We start from the raw sequence: 21,524 nt of genomic DNA on the forward strand, positions 1-21,524 counted from the left end.
GAATATGGTGAGTAAAAAGGTAAAACACGTCAGATACGAGCTAAATGCTAACGGAATTACGTCATTGCCAGAAAGTGAAATGAAGATTATTTTAAGAGGTGCGGACGATTTGATCATGAGCGGCGGCCGTGCCATGCTTGTCAAAATACTGGCAGGGTCAAAGGATAAGAAGCTATTGCAGCTTCAATTGGATCGAAGCCCTGTCTACGGAGCATTTAGAGGAATACCCCAAAATGAAATTCTAGCCAAAGTAGATTGGATAATCCTTCATGATTATTTGGACATTGAAAATGATGATAGGCTCCCGCTCCTCGTTTTTACCGAAAAAGGCTGGGAACTAGAACGGGAGACCTATGCTGCTGAATTAATGGATAAACTGATGGATGCTTCCGATAAGGCAGAGTATTCCTTCGTTGAAACATTAAAGGACCGTAATCGCGGCATGATTATGTTATTGCTAGATAAAATCGCTCAATCCGGCAATCAAGAATTCATCCCTATTCTGAGAGCATGGCAATTGATTGAATATCAAAAGGTTCGAAGAAAAATCCAAGAAGTGATGGATAGGTTAGAAAACACCGAAGTTCATTGATGGAAATCCCTTTTAGGTGAACGAATCCTTTTTTAATTGGATTCGTCCCTTATAGAATGAAATCTTCAAGAGCTTCGTCCGTGTTTTCCTTGTTAATGCCAATATACTGGAGCGTAACAGATGGAGCCGAGTGGTTGAACATTTCTTGCAATGTTGCAACGTCCTTATGTTTCTTGTAATACCAATAACCAAATGTCTTTCTTAGAGTATGAGTCCCAATTTCTTCGAGGCCGACTTCCCCGGCAGCCTTGTTTAAAACTCGATATGCCTGAATCCGTGAGATGGGTTTGTCTCCTTTACGGCTTGGGAACAACCAGTCATCGTCGTTCATTCCGTGAGTGTACAGTCCAATGATATACTGAAGTTCATTGTGGATAGGATAGCGTTTTGTCTTTCCAGTATTATTCTCCTCCATGATGAGATGAGATTTTCCTCGAATATCGTTGACCTTAAGTTGAAGAAGGTCGGAAATTCTACAACCCACATTAATTCCGAAGGTAAAAAGGAAGGCGTCTCTTGGAGCAAGGATTTCTTTCATTTCTTGAATTTTTTGCAGGTCACGAATAGGGTGAACAAATTCCATTATCTCAACTCCGTTGTCATTGTCTTATCATAATAAATTATACGTTTTTGTTAGATACGTAGTCTATATACAAATGAAGAGCGAAAATGAATTTTGGAGGTTAGTTGAAATAATTGTTAGTTATTTCTGTTTCTCCGTCATATCTTTTTACCCGCCATTTTGGAGAATGGCGGGTATTTTTGTTATAGAGCCTCCTTTGAAAAGGAATATTTTTCAAAAAAAACATCTAGTTTTCTTTTATTAAAGAAAAATAAAGTTTCCTTTAAGACGTACAAAAGTGTGCCCAATCGACAAATTCTGAAAAGACACCTCTTTATAATGGCATTTATGGGAAAGGGGGAGATTCATTTTTAATACTTAACCCTGCCTTCCAACATTTTATTAATGAAGGGACCATCTAAACACGATTATTCTTTATGAAAACGGGAGGTATCTATTTGAAAAACTTACTTAGAACGGTTGTTAAGCAAAGAAGACAATTTCTGATGGAGCAGCTTGTTCAATCAGGTGTCTATAAAAAAAACAATAAGCATCTTTACGAATGGACTTTGAGTGAATTAGAGGATGAGTATGCCTATATCTATGCCAATCATTTGCAACAAAGAGTTGAAGAACAATCAGATCCTATTCTTGAAACCAATTAATCTTTAAAAATCAGCCAACGGAGGAGCGAGATGTTTAACAATCGAAGGCTTGCGTTTTTAGGAGCGGGCTCCATGGCAGAGGCCATGATTACCGGCATTGTCCATACCGGAAAAATATCTTCCCATCAAATTATCGTTACCAATCAAAGGAACCGAAGGCGTCTGCAAGATCTTGAGGAAGCCTACGGTGTAAAGGGAATCATCAGGGGAGAATTAAACTTTGATACCATTGAAGTTTTTATATTGGCCATGAAGCCAAAAGATGTGGGATCCGCATTGGAATTCCTCTCCAAAAAAATTAAGCCTCATCAAGTGATTCTTTCGGTTGCCGCAGGCATCCCAACGTACTCTATCGAGAGAAACCTCCCTGAAGGACAGCCTGTCGTTCGCGTCATGCCCAATACATCCAGCATGATTGGTGAATCAGCCACAGCCATTTGCCCAGGTAAACATGCAACGAAAGAAGTTGTGACGATGGTGATGGAGTTATTATCCTGTTTGGGAACGGTTTATCCTATTGAGGAACATCAAATGGATATTTTTACAGGTATCGCTGGGAGTGGACCTGCCTATTTTTATTATTTAATTGAACATATGGAGAGGGCAGGAGAAGAGTCCGGCCTTGATTCAGATACAATAAGGCGAATCAGCGCCCAGACCCTTTTGGGTGCAGCCAAAATGATCATGCAGCAAAATGATACACCCACACAGCTGCGAGAAAAAGTCACCTCCCCGAATGGCACCACGGCGGCCGGATTGGAAGAATTGGAAAGGCATGGCGGAGGAAGAGCGATGATGGAAGCGGTCAAAGGGGCGGCAAAACGTTCCCGGGAAATGAGCAGCCATTACAAAGATGATATAGGAGTGATTGGATGACCTTAGGCTTAAAAAAAAGAGTGGTTGTTAAAATTGGCAGCAGCTCACTCACGAGCCTTCGTGGGGAAGTTAGCCGCAGGAAACTGGAAAAGTTAGTAGAAGAAATTGTGCAATTAAAGGATGAAGGACACGAGGTCCTGCTCGTTTCATCAGGTGCAGTGGCAGCAGGCTATCGAAAACTCGGGTTTACGGAACCACCGGGCAGACTGTCGGAAAAACAAGCCTCCGCCTCGATTGGCCAAATTTTGTTGATGGAAATTTACTCGAAGCTTTTTCTATCCCACGGCTATGTCGCCTCGCAGATTCTCATCACCAGAGAGGATTTATCGAACGAAAATCGCCATAGCAATGCAAAAAATACCATTAATGTCTTATTGAATCGGGGAATCGTCCCCATCATTAATGAAAACGACACGGTCACGATCAATCGCTTAAAGTTTGGCAACAATGATGTCCTTTCCGCCAAAATTGCCGAACTCATTGATGCCGATATGTTCGTTATTCTTTCGGATATCGATGGGATGTATAATGCCGATCCCCGTCAACAGGATCACGCCGTCCGGTTGGAACAAGTTCATGAAATTAGCATGAAAATTGAACAGGCAGCTGGCGGCTCGGGAAGTTCGGTGGGTACAGGAGGCATGAAATCGAAAATCGATGCTTTTAAAATTGCCACGGCTTCCGGAATTCTTTCCTTTTTGGGGAAAGCCGGGACCCCCAATATTTTAAAGGATGCGATTCATCAAAAAGCGACGGGGACTTATTTTATCAAGCGGGAGTTGGCTTCCAAAGCAGGCGGTTAAATACGGTGGATTCGTATTCAAACAGGACTGTTGATTTCGTGGAGTTTGCTGCGGGACGCGGCTGGTGGTCTTGTGTAAAAACTGAATAAAAAAAGATAGGAGTTTACTAAATGATTTGATCTCTTTTGGTTCGACTTTTAAGACCATTGATATGTTCTTAGCAGTCGGACTGGAGGGGATTTCTTTGTGGGCAAAATACTGATTAGATTGCCGTACAGATAAGAGACTTTAACCAACGGGGCATTACCCTCTTGCATCGTACATTAATATTAAACCATTTTCTGGACATGATTTTATACATTTTTCATAGAATGTACAAGTTAGTACCGAAAACGAACTGGAGTGGTTTTCTTGAGTGTAAGCCTTTTTGTTGGTTACATCATCTTAGGATTTACCCTAGCTGCTCCCATTGGTCCAGTAAATTCTGCCCGGTTGGATAAGGGGATCAAGAACGGTTTCTGGCATGCATGGGTTGTGGGAGCAGGTTCCATGATTGCAGATGGGATCTTTATGCTGATGGTTTATTTTGGAATGGTACATTTTCTGGAGATTCCTGTCGTTCAAATCTTTCTTTGGCTTTTTGGTGGATTCATTCTAATTTACTCAGGAGTCGAAAGTATTTATGGGGCAAATAAGATTACGCTCAACTACAGCAGAAATAAAGAATCGCTATTGAAATGTTTTATTACCGGATTCATTATGTCTATAACCAGCCCTTTATCTATTCTTTTTTGGTTAGGAATATATGGCTCTGTTTTGGCCAAAACAGCACAAACCACCGGTACGGATTCCTTAATTATTTATAGTAGCATGATTTTTCTTGGCCTTACGATTTGGGATATTTTCGTAGCAGCACTAACCACTAGTTTCCGTAAACTTCTCACTGTCCGTAGTCTGATTGTGATTTCGGTTATTTCTGGCCTGTCATTAATTGGTTTTGGTTTGTTTTTCGGATATCAAGGAGTAAATGCCCTTTAGGGAACATAAAAAAACGGTGTGAGTCCCTTTCTATCTACATAATGGTTTCAGAAAATAACCAGGTTTCACATATTTCCTAGCTTTTGATAATAGAAAAATATATCTCTCAAAAAGAGGAATAATTGACGCATTAATCGAAATGCTTTTTTGATAACAAGAAAGGGTGGTAGGTTTTGAATCATTATATTTGTGAAACTTGTGGAGTTCAAAATGAAAGGACTGCTGAAGTGCCCGATCAATGTGTGATTTGTGCAGAGGAAAGACAGTATATTCATCCTGCCGGCCAGTCTTGGACCACTTTAGCCAATATGCAGCAATCGAAAAAATATAAAAATGAAATTCTTTTGGAAGAAAGAGGTTTATATAGTATCACCACTAAACCAGTGTTTGCTATAGGACAGACAGCTTATTTGATTGAAAATGAGGGATTCAATGTATTGTGGGACTGCATTACCTATTTGGATCAACAAACCATTCAGCAAATCACGGAATTGGGTGGTATCCAAGCCATCGCCTTATCACATCCACACTATTATTCAACACAGGTAGAATGGGCGGAAACATTTGATGCACCTATCTATATTCATGAGGATGACAAAGAATGGGTCATGAGACCAAGTGATAAAATTATCTTTTGGTCTGGTGAATCTCTCGAAATACATGAAGGAGTGATCCTACATCGTTTAGGAGGCCACTTTAAAGGTGGCGCTGTTTTGGAATGGAAAGAGGGCAACTATCAAAAAGGGATCTTACTAACGGGCGATATTATCCAGGTGGTTGCCGACCGTCAATGGGTCAGTTTTATGTACAGTTACCCTAACCTCATTCCACTGCCTGCATCCAAAGTCCACGATATAGCAGAAACCGTAAAAGAGTTGAAATTTGAGCGAATTTATAATGCTTTTCATCGCATAGTAAAAGAGAATGCTAATTTGTCCGTACAGAAGTCTGCAGAAAGGTATATAAATGCCTTATATGGAACATTATTTAACACATAATGAACCATCAAAACAGAGAATCATCGTTCAAACGAACGCATGAGTTTAAGGGAGAGCCGTAACTATGGCTCTTTTTCTTGTTGAACAAACTGGCGGCTAGTTTGATAAGACATAAGAAAAGTGTAAAGAAAAAAAAGACTCCTTATTTTCTAATGGGTGTTCTTAAACATGCTCGAAAAGTCGTTTTTAAGTATGACAAGTGCTTAGAAATGCTTAAAGGTATAAGAAACACTTAAAAATAATTAACAAAATACGCAAAAACGTTTATACTGAATATATAAAGGGAGGTGCTTCTTTATTTATCAAGAAGAACGTTTGTTAAAAATACTAGATTATCTCAAAACTCATAACCAAGTCTCCAACCAAGAAATTTGCAGTATGCTTGATATTTCAAGAGATACAGCAAGAAGAGATATTATCAAATTGGTTGAAGAAGGAACGGCCATAAGAACCCATGGCGGCATCGCGTTACCTCATTTTAAGGAAGAAATAAAAGCCTATAAAGAACGTTTAACCACTGCTTCAAAGCAGAAGTATCTGATAGGAAAAGAGGCTTCAACCTACATCACGGATGGAGATCTGTGTTTTCTTGATGTCTCAACAACCGTAAAATTTTTATGTGAAAATTTACAGGTAAGGTCAACTGTTTACACACATTCACTTGATAATGCAGAAGTCTTATCAACCAAAGAGAGTATGGAAGTTCACTTACTAGGAGGAACTTTAAATCAAAAAAACCGGTTTTTTTATTCTCCTGAAATGGCGGCACAATTGAATGATATCTATTTTGATAAAGTGTTTTTAGGGGCTGCAGGACTGTTAAGTGACGGAGTGTATTTTGCTAATCAGGAAGATGCCTATATTAAAAGGATGGTATCTAATCGTGCAAAACAAGTCTTTTTGCTTGCTGATTTCGAGAAATTTAATCAATCGAGCCATTATAAAGCCATGTCATTTTCTCATATTGATACGTTAATCACAGATAAAGAGCCACCGGAAGAATTTATTGAAATACTGAAAAATCATAAAGTGGAAATAGAAATCGTGACAGAGGGGGTTAAACAATAAAAATGACTGGAAAGAAGGTAGAGGATTTTTTATGAAGGAAGAGATAGAATGTTAAAACTTAAAGCAGTTTTTAGTGATATTGACGGAACCTTATTGAACTCAGATCATAAAGTTACAAGTGAAACGAAAGAAGCAATTATCAAGGTTGTGAATCAACATGTTCCATTCGTGCTCGTATCTGCAAGAATGCCGAGTTCTATCTTACAGATTCAAAAAGATTTATCCATTGATTCTCCTATTATCTGTTATAGTGGTGCACTTGTTCTAGATGCAGTTGATCATAATGGACAGAGGAAGATTATTAATAGTACTAGTTTATCCCAAACGGATGTAAAAGGAATTCATACGATAGTTAATTCACTTTTTCCTGCTGTTAGTTTTAGCCTATACAGCCATAACCAATGGGTGGTTAACGACAATGCAAATAAATGGATTATACAGGAAAAGGAAATCACCAATATTAACCCAATTCCATGCAACTTTCTCTCGTTTTTAGAAGAAAATTATGATTTTCATAAGTGTTTATGCATGGGAGAACCACAAGTAATTAATCAACTTCAATCAGCATTAAAAGATAAATTCCCTCATTTAACGATCTATAAGTCAAAGGATACCTATTTAGAAGTTATGTCAGGTCATGCTTCGAAATCGAATGCAATTAAAAAGCTAGAGAACCTATATCACATCACAAACCAGGAAATCATGGCCATTGGAGATAACTATAATGATATGGATATGTTAAAATACGCAGGCTTAGGGGTTGCGATGGGAAATGCACCAGATGTGGTAAAGGCGATCGCTGATGAGGTCACTTTAAGTAATAATGAGAATGGTCTAAAACATACTTTACAAAAGTATTTTGAATAAAAGGAAAATGATTTTATAAGAGCCGATTAGTTTTTGTAGGTTCAAAATTGAGAAAGTGCGAATTGTTTCACTTAAAAAAACGGGCAGCATTGTTTTAATAACCATCCTCAAATTCCCGATTTGGGTGATAAGTGTAGACATTGAGTCAAATAAACGCCAAAATATAAACATCCATTTATTGTTTTTTAATCGTAATAGGAGTTGTGATGACCTTGCTTATGAACTTTCATCCGGTATTTGGGGGAAACCCAAGTAACGAACAAAAACAGGTATATAATACGTTTGACAATTATGTGAAAGGGAAATTCGTTTATCGGCAGCCAACCGTGATGAGCGGGAGTATATCCTCCACGTATAGGGACTTTCATTCAGTCGGTAAAGACCGTCGTCCTGCTGGTCCACTTCCTGTTTCTGAGGTTGATTGGGACAAAGTGAATAGTATGGGAGATAGTCTCACTTGGTTTGGGCACTCTGCTTTTTTGCTTAGTATCGACCATAAAAAGCTGCTTATAGACCCGATGCTGGGTCCCATTGCTTCACCCGTATCCTTTATAGGACCTAAACGTTACAGTGAAGGGGTGCTGGATATGATTGAAAATATGCCACCCATTGATGCTGTTTTGATCACCCATGACCATTACGATCACTTAGATTATCCTTCTATACGAAAACTTAAGCACAAGGTTGGTCATTTCTTTGTTCCTTACGGTGTGAGTAATCATTTGCTTCGCTGGGGTGTAGCACAAGAAAAAATAAAAGAACTGAATTGGTGGGATGAAACGGAATTTCAAGGTTTAGCCATTGCCTTAACTCCCTCCAAACATTTCTCTGGAAGGGGGATTTTCAATCGAAATTCGACGCTATGGGGTGGGTGGGTCATTGTTGGAAAAAGCACCCGATTCTATACCAGTGGAGATGGCGGGTATGGTGCACATTTTAAGGAAATTGGCGAGAAATACGGACCTTTTGATATTACTTTAATAGAAGGCGGTCAATACGATAGGCGTTGGTCTGGAGTTCATATGTTTCCGGAACAATCGGTTCAGGCCCATATCGATGTAAACGGGAAGAATATGATGTTAATTCATTGGGGAGCTTTTACCCTGGCGAACCATGGGTGGACAGAACCTATCGAAAGAGCGTTACAAGAGGCAGAGAAAAATAAGGTCCATCTCATCGCTCCAAAAATCGGCGAAACGGTTCCATTAATGGAATCGTTATCTACTCCTATTACAACATGGTGGGAAATGTAAATAGGCCATATTCACAAAAGGAGTAGTTGGTAAAAAAAACAGACATTCTCCGTTAAATTCCGTTCAATAAATAAAGGGGCGATTCTTACATAACGAAGAATCGCTTTTATTATTCTATCAAGGGGCAAGCTAACAGGTGCAAGAGTTCAGAGCAAGTTATCCAGTGAAACAATGGTCAGTGAAGTGGCTGACGGAGCAACTCCCCGTTAGTTCAACCTTAAACTTCTCCTATTGGTGTACCAATCCCATCAAATCCTTATAGAATCCTTCTTTTATTATCTAACTGGCAGTTTTATTAAGAAGGAATTCGTTATAAGAAAATAGAAATATAGAAAGTGAAAGGCATTATACCTTAGGGCGGTGTTCTATTGAGAAACGATACTAAGAACGGAGAAAAAAGCCAAATAGAGAACAATGACGGTTGGAATAGGGTTCTATATGGCAGTCCCACAATCGGTGGTTTCATTGTAGTTGGACTCATTATTGCTTTTATTATTTTTAACATCTTGTCCAAGTAACTTGTACGATTTTTCCTTGTAAAGGGTCGCTTTTCTTTAACTAACATCCAGGCAGCTACTAGCAGGGCAACCATTTTATTATTTTGATATCGAGAATAATTCCTCCAAGTTAGAAAAATGGGGTGGATTCCTTTGAAAAAAATAGTAGTGATTTCAGCAATTGTATTTATTGTAGTCATTTTTCTCTTATCACATTCAACTCCAAAAATGGCTATAAGCACTCATTTGCTGTTTATGGGATATCCTAAAGAATCTTTTATCTCAAATATATTCGAGTATGAATTTGAAAATAAAGTAGATCAGAATCATTTCCTTAGGTTAAATCCTAATGCAAAAGTATACAGCATTACAAAACCTCCATTTGAAAAAGCGACTGGAAGTGAGTTAAGCCATTACATGGTTCGGAAAATAGGATTATTCTATTTTGCTGATTTTTATGGTGAAACGTAATTTTTTTATTCAAGCCAACTTGAGGAGTTAGTTGAAATGTAAGAGTCCTTATAAGGCGTTTTTGACCGTACACAAAGGGAATTTTTGTTAAATATATTCTTACCCACATATATTAGACGCAGAGCCAAGTCCTCAATGAGGGCTTTTTATTTTGCTGGTATCAAACAAGGGCCGCTTGTTTTTTCCTAACTTTTACGTATTTCTGGGACATCATATGCTTGGAAAAAAATACATTTACATATGCCGAACATAGGAGTAATATTATGTCAGTTTCATATTTCTAAATCGCTGAAACCATAGGTACGGGGGAACCATTTATGTGGGTTTTAACTAACTCAAGGGGTGAATCCTTTTTAGGTAGGGCTACTCAAGGTCCGAATCCGGCAGCTAACCTCGTAAGCGTTATATGAGAAGGAAGGTGGAGCATGTGGCATTAGAACAGTGAAGTGTCTACAGGTCTATTAAAATCTGACTTGTGGGCACTTTTTTATTTTTGATCCTTGTTTGTACGGGTACATAAAACACAGAATGAATTCTTAGGCGGTGCATGAACTTGTTTGGAGCAATAAAAAGAGTATTGATTGGGCGACCTTTGAAATCCAATGAGTTAGGGGAACAGAAACTAAACAAAACGAAAGCCTTGGCCATCCTTTCCTCTGATGCTTTGTCATCGGTGGCCTATGGGCCAGAGCAAATTCTGATCGTCTTGGTCACAGTAGGGACAGCCGCATTTTGGTATTCCATCCCGATTGCCATCGGGGTCTTAATCCTTTTAACAGCCCTCATATTATCCTATCGACAAATCATTTTTGCTTACCCTCATGGGGGTGGAGCCTATGTGGTCTCTAAAAGTAATCTCGGTATTAAATCAGGATTAATTGCAGGGGGTTCCCTATTGGTCGACTACATACTAACCGTGGCGGTTAGTGTGTCAGCTGGGACCGATGCTATTACATCTGCGTTTCCCGCCTTGCATCAGCATAATGTTGTCATTGCCATTATATTTGTCATTTTTATTACCATTTTGAATTTAAGAGGGGTAACCGAGTCTGCCTCAGTCTTAGCCTACCCGGTTTACTTATTCGTTTTGGCGTTGTTTGTTTTAATTGGTGTGGGCCTGTTTCAAATTTTTACCGGAAGGGTTTCGCCTCAGTTACATACCACAATAGGAACACCTGTGGCGGGAATTAGTTTGTTCATTCTTTTACGAGCGTTTGCTTCCGGTAGTTCTGCCTTAACAGGGGTAGAAGCCATATCCAACGCCATTCCCAACTTTAAAGACCCAGCCCCTAATAATGCCGCTAAAACTTTAATGGCCATGGGAGCTTTGCTTGCCGTTTTATTTTCAGGGATTGTATTTTTGGCCTATTATTATGGGATTTCTCCCCACCCAAAAGTAACCGTTGTTTCCCAAATCGCCGAAGAAGTTTTCGGGAGGAATATCGTTTATTTCTTTATTCAAGGAACGACGGCATTAATCTTAATCCTAGCCGCCAACACAGGGTATTCTGCTTTCCCGTTGCTGGCAGTCAATCTTGCTAAGGATAAGTTTATACCAAGGATGTTTCTTATTAGAGGGGACAGACTAGGCTATTCAAATGGCATCATCAGTCTTGGAATTGCATCTATCCTTCTAATCGTTACGTTTCAAGCAGAAACCGAGTCACTTATCCCGCTTTACGCGATTGGCGTCTTTGTTCCGTTTACCTTATCTCAATCAGGCATGATGGTAAAATGGCTGCGTGAAAAGCCGCAAGGGTGGATTCCGAAATTTATTATTAATACAGCGGGGGCTCTTATCAGCCTTATCGTTACATTGATGTTTTTGATCACCAAATTCTCACAGGTTTGGCCCATCTTAATCTTTCTACCTATTATTCTGTTTTTCTTCCAACGGATTAGAAAGCATTATGAAGCGGTTGGAAACCAGCTAAGTCTTCAAACCAGTGAACCGCCTTTGACCATTGAGGGGAACGTGATGATCGTGCCTGTTGCGGGCATGACTCATGTGGTAGAGAATACGTTACATTATGTTAAATCCCTTTCGCCTGAACAAATCATCGCGGTGTATGTGGCGTTTGAAAGAGAGGATGAGAAGGCTTTTGAAGAGAAATGGAAGAAGTGGCAGCCGGATGTTCGTCTGGTGACATTGCATTCCCAGTATCGAAGCATCATTAACCCACTCGCAAAATTTGTGGATATTGTAGAGTATAAAGCAAGGGATGGTCATTATCGGGTAACAGTTGTCATTCCGCAATTTATTCCCAAAAAAGGGTGGCAAAACATTCTTCACAATCAATCAAGTCTTCTCATAAGAACTTTCTTACTCTATCGGAGAGACGTGATTGTCACTACAGTGCCTTATCACTTAATAAAATAATGATTGCTAGTTATTTCAGACTTCGAACGTTAATCCTAAAGGGTTAACGTTTAGTTCTGATGAAGTTGTTGTACTAACGTGGCTGGAAAGATGAAAGAATAAACCGATATTTAGCTGGAATCAGGTGAGACTACACCAAAAGAAAGTATTAAGACGCTTTCGAATGAAACTTTTTATAAGTTTAATCGAGTATTTGCTTAAGAAGGAATTGGTTACTATTTCTTGAATATCTAATTTAAACGAAGAATGAAGGAAACAAGAGAAGGAGCGAATTTGTTGTGATGATAAAAGGTTTCGGGGGAATATTTTGGAGAACTAAAAATTTAGATGCTGTAAAAAAATGGTACAGTGAAGTGTTAAAGATACAAATGGATGATTGGAATGGGGCTATTATTAAACCCCAACCTGAAACTGAAACAATCTTTTCTTTCTTTACTGAAGATGACACCTACTTCCCAACAGAACAGCAAGTAATGTTAAATTTCCAAGTTCATGATCTAAAAGAGATGATTCAGCATCTTGAACAAATGGGTGTACCTCTTGCAAAGGAAAAAGAGATTGGTGATTTTGGCAAGTTTATTTGGATTAAAGATCCAGAAGGCAGACTGATTGAGCTATGGGAGAAATAAAGGGATTGTCATTATTCCTCTTTTGGTGAACAAACGGGAGGGGATTGCTGCGGCAATCCTATTTTTTATTCAATTAATAGGGCAGGATTCAGAAGACTTAATTACGAATCAATGATTTAAAAGTGATGTTTTATTCCTAATAAGATTTCTGAATAATGAATGGGACGTTTGGTCAATAGCCAGAATGTTACCAGAAATAACATACAGGGCAAAGAACAAGGAGGCAAAAACATATGAAAATAATTGTTAACAGTATATTTGTACAAGATCAAGAAAAGGCACTGGAGTTTTATTCTGAAAAGCTGGGGTTTGTAAAAAAGGAGGACGATCCCGCCGGAGAATACAGGTGGATAACGCTTGTTTCTACAGATGATCAAGAGGGGACTGAGCTTTTGCTCGAACCGAATAATCATCCGGCCGCCAAAGAGTATCAAAAGACAATATTTTCCGAAGGCATCCCAGCAACAATGTTTGGCGTTGCAGATATTCGTAAAGAGTACGACCGATTATTGGAGCACGGAGTGAAGTTTACTATGGAGCCGACAAAAATAGACGAAGTCACAATAGCTGTGACATTTGAATAGGTTCACTTAAAATAACGAGAACTTGAATATATAACGGGATCGCTTCTGGCGTTCTGTTTTATTGTTGAAAAACAGTCAAACTTGTTAAACTTTAGTATTTTAAGTCATATAAATACAAAAGGATATGCTTAGTCTAAATGGAGGTGAATGTATTGAGTATGGCTGCTTGGTTTGGTGTCGGTATAGGCGTAGCAGCAGCAATAGGTTTATTTGGAAAATCTAAAAAGAAAAAATAAGTTAGTTTTTTCGAACTGAAATAAGTTTTTTTAGCTGAAGGCTTTTCTTCCACAACAAACGGGCTGTTTCACCAGCAATTTTTATTTGAATTATAAAAAGAAAAGGCATTCCCATGGAATACCTTCTTAACATATATTCCCTTTAGTGGCGATATCCTTCACAACATCTTCTAGAGTAACATTTCTTAAAACCTTCTCCATTGCGAATTGTGCTGCTGTGAATAATGGTTCAATGGTATCTTGGATGTTCCTGCCTACGGGACAAGCAGGATTTGGGTTTTCATGAATGCTAAACAATTCTTTCTCCTGTACAACATCCACGGCCTTATAAACGTCGAACAGGGTAATATCAGATAATTCCTTCGCCAGTTTAGCCCCGGCAATGCCTGGATGTACCTCTATCAAACCAGCTTTTTTGAGCATACCCATTAATTTTCTTATGACGGCTGGATTCGTGTTAACACTTGAAGCTAAAAATTCAGAAGAGGTTACTCCTTCTTTATTTAATTCAATAAGAGTCAATATATGAATTCCGACAGCGAATCGGCTGCTGATGGACATGTTCAATCACCACCTCTAATAACTAATACGATATTGATTCTTTTTTTATCATGTAATTAAATTGATTACAAGTTTATTATACCAAAATACGAACAAAATAATAAATAGAAATTTACCTGTTGACAAATGAGTTACATGTAACTAAAATGAATACATGTAATCAATATTGTTACAGAAGAAGCGTAAAGGGAGGAATACAAATGAAAATATTAGTGACTGGAGCCACAGGGAAATTAGGTTCAAAGGTTGTGGAAACATTATTGAAATCTATACCTGCAAGTGACCTGGCAGTAAGTGTTCGGAATCCGGAAAAAGCAGAAGGACTTCGTGCTCGTGGCGTGGAAGTTCGTAAAGGAGATTTTGACCGTCCGGAAACACTAGATACAGCTTTTGCAGGGATTGACAGCTTATTAATTATTTCTGCGGATGGTGACAATGAAACAAGGATTCGCCAACATACCGATGCAGTCAAAGCAGCTGAGCGTGCAGGGGTAAAATTTATTGCTTACACCAGTTTAGCCAATGCAACCGAAAGCAAAAATTTAATGGCTCCTCCTCATGTTGCGACAGAAGCGGCCATCAAGAAGACGGGTATCCCCTATTCTTTCTTGCGTAACAATTGGTATTTGGAAAACGAAATTGGAAGCATTCAAGGTGCCATTGCTGGAGCCCCATGGGTCACTTCTGCTGTTGAAGGAAAGGTAGGCTGGGCCTTGCAGCAAGATTACGCAGATGCAGCGGCAGCGGTTCTTGTTGGAAACGGCCACGAAAATACCGTGTATGAACTTTCTGGTCCTCTTTTAACCCAGGAAGAATTGGCATCTGCTCTTGGATCTGTATTGGGTAAAGAAATACCTGTGCAACAGGTTAGTGATGAACAATATGCAGAAATCATGAAAGGCTTAGGTGTACCTGATTTTGCAATTCCGATTGTAGTAGGAATTCAAGAAAGCATCCGGAACGGTTCACTTGATGTTGAAAGCAATGATTTTGAAAAAGTACTTGGCCGACCAGTTACGCCAATCAACGAGGCAATGGCCCAACTTGTTCAGACAATTTTACAAACAAAATAAAATGAACTAAAAAACCGACTTTAAGTCGGTTTTTTTGCAGAAAAGGAGGCTACCATGAAAAGTACTTTTCAAGAACATATAGAACAGGCAAGGAAAGTAGTAGATGAGGCAGAATGCATTTTAGTAGGTGGGGGAACAGGATTATCGGCAGCCGCTGGTATTGAATATAGTGGAAAAAGATTTACGGAAAACTTTGCTCCATTTATTGAAAAGTATGGGTTATCCAATATGTTTTCATCAGGTTTTTATCCTTACCCAACATGTTGACGGCGACTCACTGTGTATTGTCAAAATGGCTCGTTTGTTCATTTGAATTTAGCAGAAAGAGGGAATTACATTGACAGAACAAAGTATTATCTTTTTTGATATTGACGGCACTTTGCTTACTCAAGATAAGAAGTTACCTGCTTCCACAAAAGAAGCGATTTTTTTATTAAAAGAAAAGGGGCATGAAGTGGGTATTGCAACAGGCAGGGCTCCGTTTATGTTTGAAGATTTACGAAAAGAGTTAGATATAAACACCTATGTATGTTATAACGGCCAATATGTAGTTTTAAATGGAAAAGTCCTTTATACCAATCCACTTAACCTTGCAACCATAAAAAAGTTAACAGAAACGGCTCTTAGTAATCATCATCCAGTCGTTTATATGGATCATGAAGAAATGAAATCGAATGTGCCAGAACATCCCTACATCAGGAATAGTTTTGAGTCATTGAAAATGGATAGTCCCACCTATGATCCTCATTACTATCATGGGCGTGAATTGTATCAAACACTTCTTTTTTGCCCAGATGATGAAGAGGAACAATATGCGCAAAGTTTTATAGATTTAGATTTTGTTAGAGCTCTGCCTTTTTCAGTTGATGTTATTCCAAAGGGAGGCACGAAAGCAAAAGGGATTGAAAAAATTATTGATAGATTAGGATTCCCAGAAGAGAGTCAATATGTTTTTGGCTACGGTCTAAATGATATTGAGATGCTTTCAGAAATAAAGCACAGTGTGGCAATGGGCAATGCAGAAGATAAAGTAAAAGGAGCAGCAAAATACGTTAGGAAATCAGTTGAAGACAATGGAATCTATTATGGCCTTCAAATGGTCGGTCTATTATAAGTAATATAGTGTACCTAAATGAGCAGGTAATTTAAATCAGTAGGAGGGGAATTGCTGTGGCGATCCCCCTTTTTGTGGCGGAAGAAGCCAGATAATTAAAAAGTAAATAGGGCGAGAAATATTGAATCATTTATGAATAAAAACATTCGTACCAATGGGAACTAAAGATGACAATTCTAGAACGTCGTGATTAAACATTCTTATACAACCATGAGACACATTTTTGCCTATAGAAGATGGATTATTTGTTCCATGTATTCCATAATGAGGTCTTGACAATCCCATCCAAAGCACTCCGAATGGTCCGCCAGGATTAGGGTCTTTGTTGATTATGGTATAGTTTCCGGTAGGTGTGGGTGTCAATATTTTTCCCACTGCAATCGGGTAAGTTTTTACCAGCCTGTGACGATCAAAAAGTTTTAATTGGTGTTTTGATGTTGATACATCAATCCATTTCGCCATGAAGATCAACTCCATTTTTTGAATATGGTATGAAGTATATCCGGCGCTTGTTCCGAACGGGTAAGCCCATCTAGGGCGCCGGCCGTTTTTAGACAGGGGATGAAAGTGAGTTCAAATACGGAGTACCACCGATTAACCAAAGGCTCGTGGTACTTCAAGTATTCTGTTATTTTTTCGGAGCAGATGGTTGGATAAACAGTTAGAAGGAGTTTTGGTATATCGGAAGGAATAGTAAGTTGTAAGTTATCTATATTTGGGAAAGTAGAGGAAGAATATGTATTTGTTTTTATCTATTGTTTTAAGTGCATTATTAGGGTTCTGTTTACTTTTGATTGGTCCTCCACAAATCGCGGGGGTTATTGCCTTTGGCATTATTGTAGGCAGTATTTTAAGAGGATTGTTTTTGCTAAATAATATAAATAAAACAATTGTAAAACATTTTTCAAAGGATGATGTAAGGGATGAATAGATTGTACATAGACGATTAGAATAAGAGCGAAAAGGAGAGTATCGAATTCATCCGTCAGTGTTTATTGGATTTGGAAGGGACTTAAGGCACAAGGGAGCCCAGCGTTATGATGTTGAAAATACAAATCAGACTGAAGGAGGGATTCATATGGCGAACGACACCTCAAATAACCATCATGGAAAAATACACTTCATGTTAAAATCCACTCCTCCAAGAATGTCTTTTCATCAGGATATGACCGAAGAGGAAAGGAATATCATGCGGCAACACATCGACTATTGGACGGAAAAGCAAAATCAGGGGATTGCGTTGGTTTTTGGCCCCGTCCTAAATCCTTCAGCCCCACACGGACTGGCCATTATTGAAGTCGACAATCAGGAACAAGTTCCAAAACTGATTGCAGAAGATCCCGCCGATATTGCCGGAATTATGACAACAGAATTTTATCCGATGAAAGCAGTTATTAAGAAGTCATAATAATCCTTTTTACAGGTGGCCTCCGTTTTCTGATTTGACGTGGGCAAGGATGGATGAGGGGATCGCTTACATGCGGTCCTTTTTATCTTTATTCTATTGCTATTTGACATCATTGTAGGTAATTTTTCATACCATATTTTGGGGGTGAAAAAATGCCACGAGTCAATTACCGAACTTCAGACGTTAACTTAATGGCAAGAATGATGAGAGCAGAAGCCGAGGGTGAAGGAAAACAGGGAATGTTATATGTTGGCAATGTCATTGTGAATCGCCTTGTTGCTAATTGTTTGGACTTTAAGGGTTTAAGATCCGTTAACCAAGTTATTTATCAAGTGCAAGGAGGAAATTATTCCTTTGAAGCCGTTCAAAAAGGGAATGTATTTTACCAAAGGGCAAGATCGGCAGAAAGAAGATTAGCAAAAATGAATTTAGATTATTGGAGAAATCACCCGGCAAAATTCGCTCTTTGGTATTTTAATCCACATGCTCCATGCCCTGGAACATGGTACGGTCAACCACAATCTGGCCAATTTAAAGAACATTGTTTTTATGAACCAAAGCCTGGAACATGTGACAGTGTTTATAGCGGTTAAGCGTACTCTTTGGGTAAGTTTTGGTTTCGCCGTTTCATGCTAGCGGCAGCCTTTTTTTGGTTCACTAAAGGACAGGTTGGCATAATAAGGACAGGCATAAATATATCCTACTTTTGGAAAAATAATATAAATCGCTCCTGAAGGTGGAATAAATGAACAACTATACAAATGATAATACGGCCAGACGGTATAAAGCCCATGTAAGTATTTTAGGAACAACCCAGCTGCATTTAAGAAATCCTTATATCATTGCCTGGTGGTCCGCAGCCTTCCCTGGATTTGGGCATTTGCTACTATCTAAATATCTTAGAGGATATGCCTTATTTATTTGGGAAGTGATTGTAAATATTAACGCACATGTTAATTCTTCCATGATTTATTCTTTTCAAGGGAATATTCCCATGGCAAAAGAGGTATTAGACACAAGATGGCTTCTTATGTATATCCCTGTTTACCTCTTCGGTATTTGGGACAGTTACCGGACAACCGTAGACATGAATAGGGTCTATCTTTTAGCAGAGCGAGAGGAACACAGGTTTAGTTCATTTTCATTAGGATCGTTAGAGATTAACTACTTAGATAAGCGAAATCCCATTCTTTCCGTTATGTGGTCGTTGTTTATTCCTGGGCTGGGGCAGCTTTATATACATAGGATTTTAACCGCTCTCTTTGTCATCATCTGGTTAGTGGTATTTTATTATTATTCTCATGTTCAAGAAGCTGTTATCCTTTTGTTTTTAGGAAAAGTAAAGGAAGCAACTGAAGTCTTAAAGGCAGAATGGCTTCTTTTTATCCCTTCACACTATGGGTTTGCAGTATATGATTCTTATATCAATACGGTGGAGAATAACAAACTATTTGAAAAAGAGTTAAGGAATCATTTAACCGAGAATTACCAATCGGAAGGTTTCAAAATACTAAAAGGACAAAAAGTGATGTGATCGATGTGCAGGTATTTTCAACATTTGAAACCACTGGATTTTTAGAAATGGCCATTACTACATTAGAAAAAAAAGGGCTTAAAAAAGAAAGCCTGTTTGCTGTCCCTCTGGATAATCGAGCAGAAGAGCCCAAAATTTTTGATAACCTTCATCGCTCCGACGGAACAAGCTTGATTGATATTGGAATGGGGCTTGGCACTGGATTTTCAGTTATTGGAGCAAGTATTGGGTTCAAATTAGCTTGGGGACCGATTTATTGGGGTCTAATCGGTGCGTTTGTTGGATTTGTTTTGGGGTTTGCTATTCGTCTTTTTATGGAATTGGTGATAAAGAGGAAGAAAAGAGTTTTAAGAGGAAAACAGTCTGAAGTCATCCTAATTGTTGATTGTGAAGATTCACAAGCTGAATTAGTAGAAGACATCCTTTGGAGCCATTTTGCATTGGGAGTAGCCAAAGTTAAATGATTAAATGACTATGCGTTGAACACATACATAAATTTCTAAAATTCTGTGAAGGTTTCCGCTTAAACTAGGGGTGCTTTAATTCAATAAAACCTTTTAAAACATGCTCAGAGATTTATTGGGTCTGAGCATTCTTTACAACTTTTCTCATCAACTTAGAAATAGACAAATTAAAAGCAGGTGTATTATGGAGAAAAATTGTTTTCGATCATTCACCATCATTTTCCTAAGCATAGGATTATTACTAATGTCATCCTGTAGTCAGCTGCAAAGAAAAGAGGAAGGCAAAAAGACTAAAACTCATCGTGAAGTTTTAGGGTTTTACACAGAACAGGAAGGAACGTATCCAGGATCTCAGCCTACAGTTGACTCTCAATTCTCTAGTTTAAGTATCATTGCACCTTTTTGGTATAAGCTCGATGAAAATCGTCCAGGCAGTCTAATAAACTCCGTTTCAGAGGATCATATGACAAAGGTTATTCAGAGTGCTCATGAAAAAGACCTCAAGGTATATATGGTTGTACATAATCTGTTTTATGAAACTGTGGAGAAAGGCAAGCAGGCAGCGAGTAATGTACTCGATAACGAAAATAACCGCCATGTTTTCATTCAAAACTTACGCAATGAAATCAATCAGTATAAATATGACGGTATTAATATTGACATGGAAAATTTGTATTTGACGGATCGAGAATCTTTTAGTCAGATGATCAAAGAATTGTCTGATGCCCTAAAACGTGATGGTAAAGTGGTGACAGTTTCCGTCCCGTCAAACACAGGCGATTCCCGAGCGAATCCCTGGTCACCGTGGTTTGATTATGAAAAGCTTGGCCAATATTCGGATGGGTTAATGATTATGACATACGACGAACACAACCCTAGAACAAAACCCGGATCAACAGCATCAGTCGATTGGACTGAAGCAACGATAAGTTATGCCTTGAAACATAAAGTGCCACCAGCAAAAATTATACTCGGGATCGCAGGTTATGGATGGGATTGGGATACAACAACAGGAGAAACCAAGTATAGCTCCTATGAAGAGTTGATGGGTCAGAAAACAAAATTTAAAGCGAAAGTATTATGGGATTCCCGTTCGAAATCACCTCATTTCAGTTACGAAGATGAAGAACATCACAGCCACCAAGCGTGGTTTGAGAATAGCAATAGTCTGAGGTATAAGCTAAATCTTGTAGAAAAATATAATTTACGAGGAATCGGGATTTGGCGGCTCGGCTTAGAAGACCCAAAGTATTGGAAGACGATACCTCAGAGAATAAGAGTAATAAAATAATGCGATTAATAGGTACGTTCATACGCACTGATCCAAATGGGATTAGAGCCTGTTTTTGTAGAAGCAACAAAGAGGGTAAGTAAAAGATTGGATATTATCCTACAAGTTGAATTAAAATTAAGAAAATAAAAAACAGGAAAAGGAGGAGATTTATAATGGAAAAGGTCACACCATTTTTAATGTTTCAAGATGGAAAAGCAGAAGAAGCAATGAATTTTTACATATCTTTGATTGAGGATTCAGCCATTACAAATATTGTCCGATATGGTGCAAATGAAAGTGGGGACGAAGGAACGGTCATGCAGGCTGCTTTCACCTTAAAAGGGCAAGAATTTATGTGCATTGACAGTAATATCAAACATCAGTTTTCCTTCACACCTTCGTTCTCAATATATGTTACTTGCAATACGGAGGAAGAACTTGACAATCTTTATCAAAAACTAAGCGAAGGTGGACAAGCACTTATGCCATTAGGAGATTATGGTTTCAGTAAGAAGTTTGGCTGGCTAAATGACCGTTTTGGGGTTTCGTGGCAGCTAAATCTACCTAAATAACATAATACCAATAAAAAAGCAAAGCAAATTCATACCGAATCGCTTTGCTTTTATACTGTCTTTTAT

26 protein-coding genes, 1 pseudogene and 1 riboswitch are annotated in these 21,524 nt (G+C 38.6%); of the genes and pseudogenes, 24 read left to right on the forward strand and 3 right to left on the reverse strand.

Going from position 1 to position 21,524, the window contains the following annotated elements; translation table 11 throughout:
• Window positions 1-4 precede the first annotated feature (4 nt).
• Complete coding sequence (locus tag ACY8D0_RS27465; RefSeq protein WP_462413645.1) at window positions 5-592, forward strand: RQC-minor-1 family DNA-binding protein; 588 nt, start codon at window positions 5-7, stop codon at window positions 590-592.
• Window positions 593-641: 49 nt separating this feature from the next.
• Here ACY8D0_RS27465 and ACY8D0_RS27470 read toward each other — a convergent pair whose 3' ends face one another.
• Complete coding sequence (locus ACY8D0_RS27470; protein WP_462413646.1) at window positions 642-1,175, reverse strand: site-specific integrase; 534 nt, start codon at window positions 1,173-1,175, stop codon at window positions 642-644.
• Between the two features lie 437 nt (window positions 1,176-1,612).
• Between ACY8D0_RS27470 and ACY8D0_RS27475 the strand changes: the two genes are divergently transcribed.
• The 13 genes and pseudogenes from ACY8D0_RS27475 (at window position 1,613) to ACY8D0_RS27535 (ending at window position 13,223) form a co-directional block, all read left to right on the forward strand.
• The gene (locus ACY8D0_RS27475; protein WP_462413647.1) at window positions 1,613-1,819 is read left to right on the forward strand and encodes a Fur-regulated basic protein FbpA; all 207 of its coding nucleotides are present in this window, start codon (window positions 1,613-1,615) and stop codon (window positions 1,817-1,819) included.
• Between the two features lie 30 nt (window positions 1,820-1,849).
• Window positions 1,850-2,695: a pyrroline-5-carboxylate reductase gene (gene proC / locus ACY8D0_RS27480; protein WP_462413648.1), complete on the forward strand. Its 846-nt coding sequence runs from the start codon at window positions 1,850-1,852 to the stop codon at window positions 2,693-2,695.
• A pseudogene (gene proB, locus ACY8D0_RS27485) lies at window positions 2,692-3,465 on the forward strand (glutamate 5-kinase); the annotation flags it as partial. The gene proC and the pseudogene proB, both read left to right, overlap by 4 nt.
• A 384-nt stretch (window positions 3,466-3,849) precedes the next feature.
• Window positions 3,850-4,476: a LysE family transporter gene (locus ACY8D0_RS27490; protein ID WP_462413649.1), complete on the forward strand. Its 627-nt coding sequence runs from the start codon at window positions 3,850-3,852 to the stop codon at window positions 4,474-4,476.
• 173 nt (window positions 4,477-4,649) lie between these two features.
• Window positions 4,650-5,474, forward strand: a complete 825-nt coding sequence (locus ACY8D0_RS27495) for an MBL fold metallo-hydrolase (RefSeq protein WP_462413650.1) — start codon at window positions 4,650-4,652, stop codon at window positions 5,472-5,474.
• Window positions 5,475-5,789: 315 nt separating this feature from the next.
• The gene (locus ACY8D0_RS27500; RefSeq protein ID WP_462413651.1) at window positions 5,790-6,542 is read left to right on the forward strand and encodes a DeoR/GlpR family DNA-binding transcription regulator; all 753 of its coding nucleotides are present in this window, start codon (window positions 5,790-5,792) and stop codon (window positions 6,540-6,542) included.
• Between the two features lie 48 nt (window positions 6,543-6,590).
• Window positions 6,591-7,409 carry a Cof-type HAD-IIB family hydrolase gene (locus ACY8D0_RS27505; RefSeq protein ID WP_462413652.1) on the forward strand — a complete coding sequence of 273 codons (819 nt, stop codon included), beginning with the start codon at window positions 6,591-6,593 and terminating at the stop codon, window positions 7,407-7,409.
• A 206-nt stretch (window positions 7,410-7,615) separates the two neighbouring features.
• Window positions 7,616-8,662 carry an MBL fold metallo-hydrolase gene (locus ACY8D0_RS27510; RefSeq protein ID WP_462413653.1) on the forward strand — a complete coding sequence of 349 codons (1,047 nt, stop codon included), beginning with the start codon at window positions 7,616-7,618 and terminating at the stop codon, window positions 8,660-8,662.
• Window positions 8,663-9,312: 650 nt separating this feature from the next.
• Entirely contained in the window at window positions 9,313-9,630 is a 318-nt protein-coding gene (locus ACY8D0_RS27515; protein ID WP_462413654.1) for a hypothetical protein, read from the forward strand.
• A gap of 276 nt (window positions 9,631-9,906) precedes the next feature.
• A riboswitch (cyclic di-AMP (ydaO/yuaA leader) is annotated at window positions 9,907-10,048 on the forward strand.
• A gap of 135 nt (window positions 10,049-10,183) precedes the next feature.
• Window positions 10,184-12,010 (forward strand): APC family permease, encoded by a 1,827-nt coding sequence (locus ACY8D0_RS27520; RefSeq protein WP_462413655.1) that lies wholly within the window; start codon window positions 10,184-10,186, stop codon window positions 12,008-12,010.
• Window positions 12,011-12,291: 281 nt separating this feature from the next.
• Window positions 12,292-12,639, forward strand: coding sequence for a VOC family protein (locus ACY8D0_RS27525; protein ID WP_462413701.1), 348 nt, complete (start codon window positions 12,292-12,294; stop codon window positions 12,637-12,639).
• Window positions 12,620-12,754 carry a hypothetical protein gene (locus ACY8D0_RS27530; RefSeq protein ID WP_462413656.1) on the forward strand — a complete coding sequence of 45 codons (135 nt, stop codon included), beginning with the start codon at window positions 12,620-12,622 and terminating at the stop codon, window positions 12,752-12,754. The genes ACY8D0_RS27525 and ACY8D0_RS27530 overlap by 20 nt, the downstream gene beginning before the upstream one ends.
• 118 nt (window positions 12,755-12,872) lie before the next feature.
• Window positions 12,873-13,223, forward strand: a complete 351-nt coding sequence (locus ACY8D0_RS27535; RefSeq protein ID WP_462413657.1) for a VOC family protein — start codon at window positions 12,873-12,875, stop codon at window positions 13,221-13,223.
• A 362-nt stretch (window positions 13,224-13,585) separates the two neighbouring features.
• Here the strand turns inward: ACY8D0_RS27535 and ACY8D0_RS27540 are convergent, their stop codons facing one another.
• Complete coding sequence (locus ACY8D0_RS27540) at window positions 13,586-14,020, reverse strand: Rrf2 family transcriptional regulator (protein WP_462413658.1); 435 nt, start codon at window positions 14,018-14,020, stop codon at window positions 13,586-13,588.
• A gap of 200 nt (window positions 14,021-14,220) precedes the next feature.
• On the opposite strand from ACY8D0_RS27540, the gene ACY8D0_RS27545 reads away from it, so the two are divergent.
• The 3 genes from ACY8D0_RS27545 to ACY8D0_RS27555 all read left to right on the forward strand — a co-directional run bounded on the left by ACY8D0_RS27545 (window position 14,221) and on the right by ACY8D0_RS27555 (window position 16,207).
• Window positions 14,221-15,093, forward strand: coding sequence for an SDR family oxidoreductase (locus ACY8D0_RS27545; RefSeq protein ID WP_462413659.1), 873 nt, complete (start codon window positions 14,221-14,223; stop codon window positions 15,091-15,093).
• Window positions 15,094-15,147: 54 nt separating this feature from the next.
• Window positions 15,148-15,360, forward strand: coding sequence for an SIR2 family NAD-dependent protein deacylase (locus ACY8D0_RS27550; protein WP_462413660.1), 213 nt, complete (start codon window positions 15,148-15,150; stop codon window positions 15,358-15,360).
• Between the two features lie 70 nt (window positions 15,361-15,430).
• Complete coding sequence (locus ACY8D0_RS27555; protein ID WP_462413661.1) at window positions 15,431-16,207, forward strand: Cof-type HAD-IIB family hydrolase; 777 nt, start codon at window positions 15,431-15,433, stop codon at window positions 16,205-16,207.
• 126 nt (window positions 16,208-16,333) lie between these two features.
• On the opposite strand, the gene ACY8D0_RS27560 is transcribed toward ACY8D0_RS27555, so the two are convergent.
• The gene (locus ACY8D0_RS27560; RefSeq protein WP_462413662.1) at window positions 16,334-16,669 is read right to left on the reverse strand and encodes a L,D-transpeptidase; all 336 of its coding nucleotides are present in this window, start codon (window positions 16,667-16,669) and stop codon (window positions 16,334-16,336) included.
• Between the two features lie 274 nt (window positions 16,670-16,943).
• On the opposite strand from ACY8D0_RS27560, the gene ACY8D0_RS27565 reads away from it, so the two are divergent.
• The 7 genes from ACY8D0_RS27565 (at window position 16,944) to ACY8D0_RS27595 (ending at window position 21,458) form a co-directional block, all read left to right on the forward strand.
• Window positions 16,944-17,138: a hypothetical protein gene (locus tag ACY8D0_RS27565; protein ID WP_462413663.1), complete on the forward strand. Its 195-nt coding sequence runs from the start codon at window positions 16,944-16,946 to the stop codon at window positions 17,136-17,138.
• A gap of 147 nt (window positions 17,139-17,285) precedes the next feature.
• Window positions 17,286-17,615, forward strand: a complete 330-nt coding sequence (locus tag ACY8D0_RS27570) for a YciI family protein (protein ID WP_462413664.1) — start codon at window positions 17,286-17,288, stop codon at window positions 17,613-17,615.
• A 152-nt stretch (window positions 17,616-17,767) separates the two neighbouring features.
• On the forward strand, window positions 17,768-18,208 hold the full coding sequence (locus ACY8D0_RS27575; RefSeq protein ID WP_462413665.1) for a cell wall hydrolase: 441 nt from the start codon (window positions 17,768-17,770) through the stop codon (window positions 18,206-18,208).
• A gap of 152 nt (window positions 18,209-18,360) precedes the next feature.
• Window positions 18,361-19,149: a hypothetical protein gene (locus ACY8D0_RS27580; RefSeq protein WP_462413666.1), complete on the forward strand. Its 789-nt coding sequence runs from the start codon at window positions 18,361-18,363 to the stop codon at window positions 19,147-19,149.
• A gap of 5 nt (window positions 19,150-19,154) precedes the next feature.
• Window positions 19,155-19,613, forward strand: coding sequence for a hypothetical protein (locus ACY8D0_RS27585; protein ID WP_462413702.1), 459 nt, complete (start codon window positions 19,155-19,157; stop codon window positions 19,611-19,613).
• Between the two features lie 184 nt (window positions 19,614-19,797).
• Entirely contained in the window at window positions 19,798-20,904 is a 1,107-nt protein-coding gene (locus ACY8D0_RS27590) for a glycosyl hydrolase family 18 protein (RefSeq protein WP_462413667.1), read from the forward strand.
• Window positions 20,905-21,059: 155 nt separating this feature from the next.
• Window positions 21,060-21,458, forward strand: a complete 399-nt coding sequence (locus ACY8D0_RS27595) for a VOC family protein (protein ID WP_462413668.1) — start codon at window positions 21,060-21,062, stop codon at window positions 21,456-21,458.
• Window positions 21,459-21,524 lie beyond the last annotated feature (66 nt).

The sequence above is a fragment of the Neobacillus camarae genome (genome assembly GCF_054950115.1).

Bases quoted from the DNA above. Each gene is read 5' to 3' on its own strand.
- ACY8D0_RS27465 (WP_462413645.1), top strand. From the start codon at position 5: ATGGTGAGTAAAAAGGTAAAACACGTCAGATACGAGCTAAATGCTAAC.
- ACY8D0_RS27470 (WP_462413646.1), bottom strand. From the start codon at position 1,175: ATGGAATTTGTTCACCCTATTCGTGACCTGCAAAAAATTCAAGAAATG.
- proC (WP_462413648.1), top strand. From the start codon at position 1,850: ATGTTTAACAATCGAAGGCTTGCGTTTTTAGGAGCGGGCTCCATGGCA.
- ACY8D0_RS27505 (WP_462413652.1), top strand. From the start codon at position 6,591: ATGTTAAAACTTAAAGCAGTTTTTAGTGATATTGACGGAACCTTATTG.
- ACY8D0_RS27510 (WP_462413653.1), top strand. From the start codon at position 7,616: ATGACCTTGCTTATGAACTTTCATCCGGTATTTGGGGGAAACCCAAGT.
- ACY8D0_RS27525 (WP_462413701.1), top strand. From the start codon at position 12,292: ATGATAAAAGGTTTCGGGGGAATATTTTGGAGAACTAAAAATTTAGAT.
- ACY8D0_RS27535 (WP_462413657.1), top strand. From the start codon at position 12,873: ATGAAAATAATTGTTAACAGTATATTTGTACAAGATCAAGAAAAGGCA.
- ACY8D0_RS27540 (WP_462413658.1), bottom strand. From the start codon at position 14,020: ATGTCCATCAGCAGCCGATTCGCTGTCGGAATTCATATATTGACTCTT.
- ACY8D0_RS27545 (WP_462413659.1), top strand. From the start codon at position 14,221: ATGAAAATATTAGTGACTGGAGCCACAGGGAAATTAGGTTCAAAGGTT.
- ACY8D0_RS27550 (WP_462413660.1), top strand. From the start codon at position 15,148: ATGAAAAGTACTTTTCAAGAACATATAGAACAGGCAAGGAAAGTAGTA.
- ACY8D0_RS27560 (WP_462413662.1), bottom strand. From the start codon at position 16,669: ATGGCGAAATGGATTGATGTATCAACATCAAAACACCAATTAAAACTT.
- ACY8D0_RS27565 (WP_462413663.1), top strand. From the start codon at position 16,944: ATGTATTTGTTTTTATCTATTGTTTTAAGTGCATTATTAGGGTTCTGT.
- ACY8D0_RS27570 (WP_462413664.1), top strand. From the start codon at position 17,286: ATGGCGAACGACACCTCAAATAACCATCATGGAAAAATACACTTCATG.
- ACY8D0_RS27575 (WP_462413665.1), top strand. From the start codon at position 17,768: ATGCCACGAGTCAATTACCGAACTTCAGACGTTAACTTAATGGCAAGA.
- ACY8D0_RS27580 (WP_462413666.1), top strand. From the start codon at position 18,361: ATGAACAACTATACAAATGATAATACGGCCAGACGGTATAAAGCCCAT.
- ACY8D0_RS27590 (WP_462413667.1), top strand. From the start codon at position 19,798: ATGGAGAAAAATTGTTTTCGATCATTCACCATCATTTTCCTAAGCATA.
- ACY8D0_RS27595 (WP_462413668.1), top strand. From the start codon at position 21,060: ATGGAAAAGGTCACACCATTTTTAATGTTTCAAGATGGAAAAGCAGAA.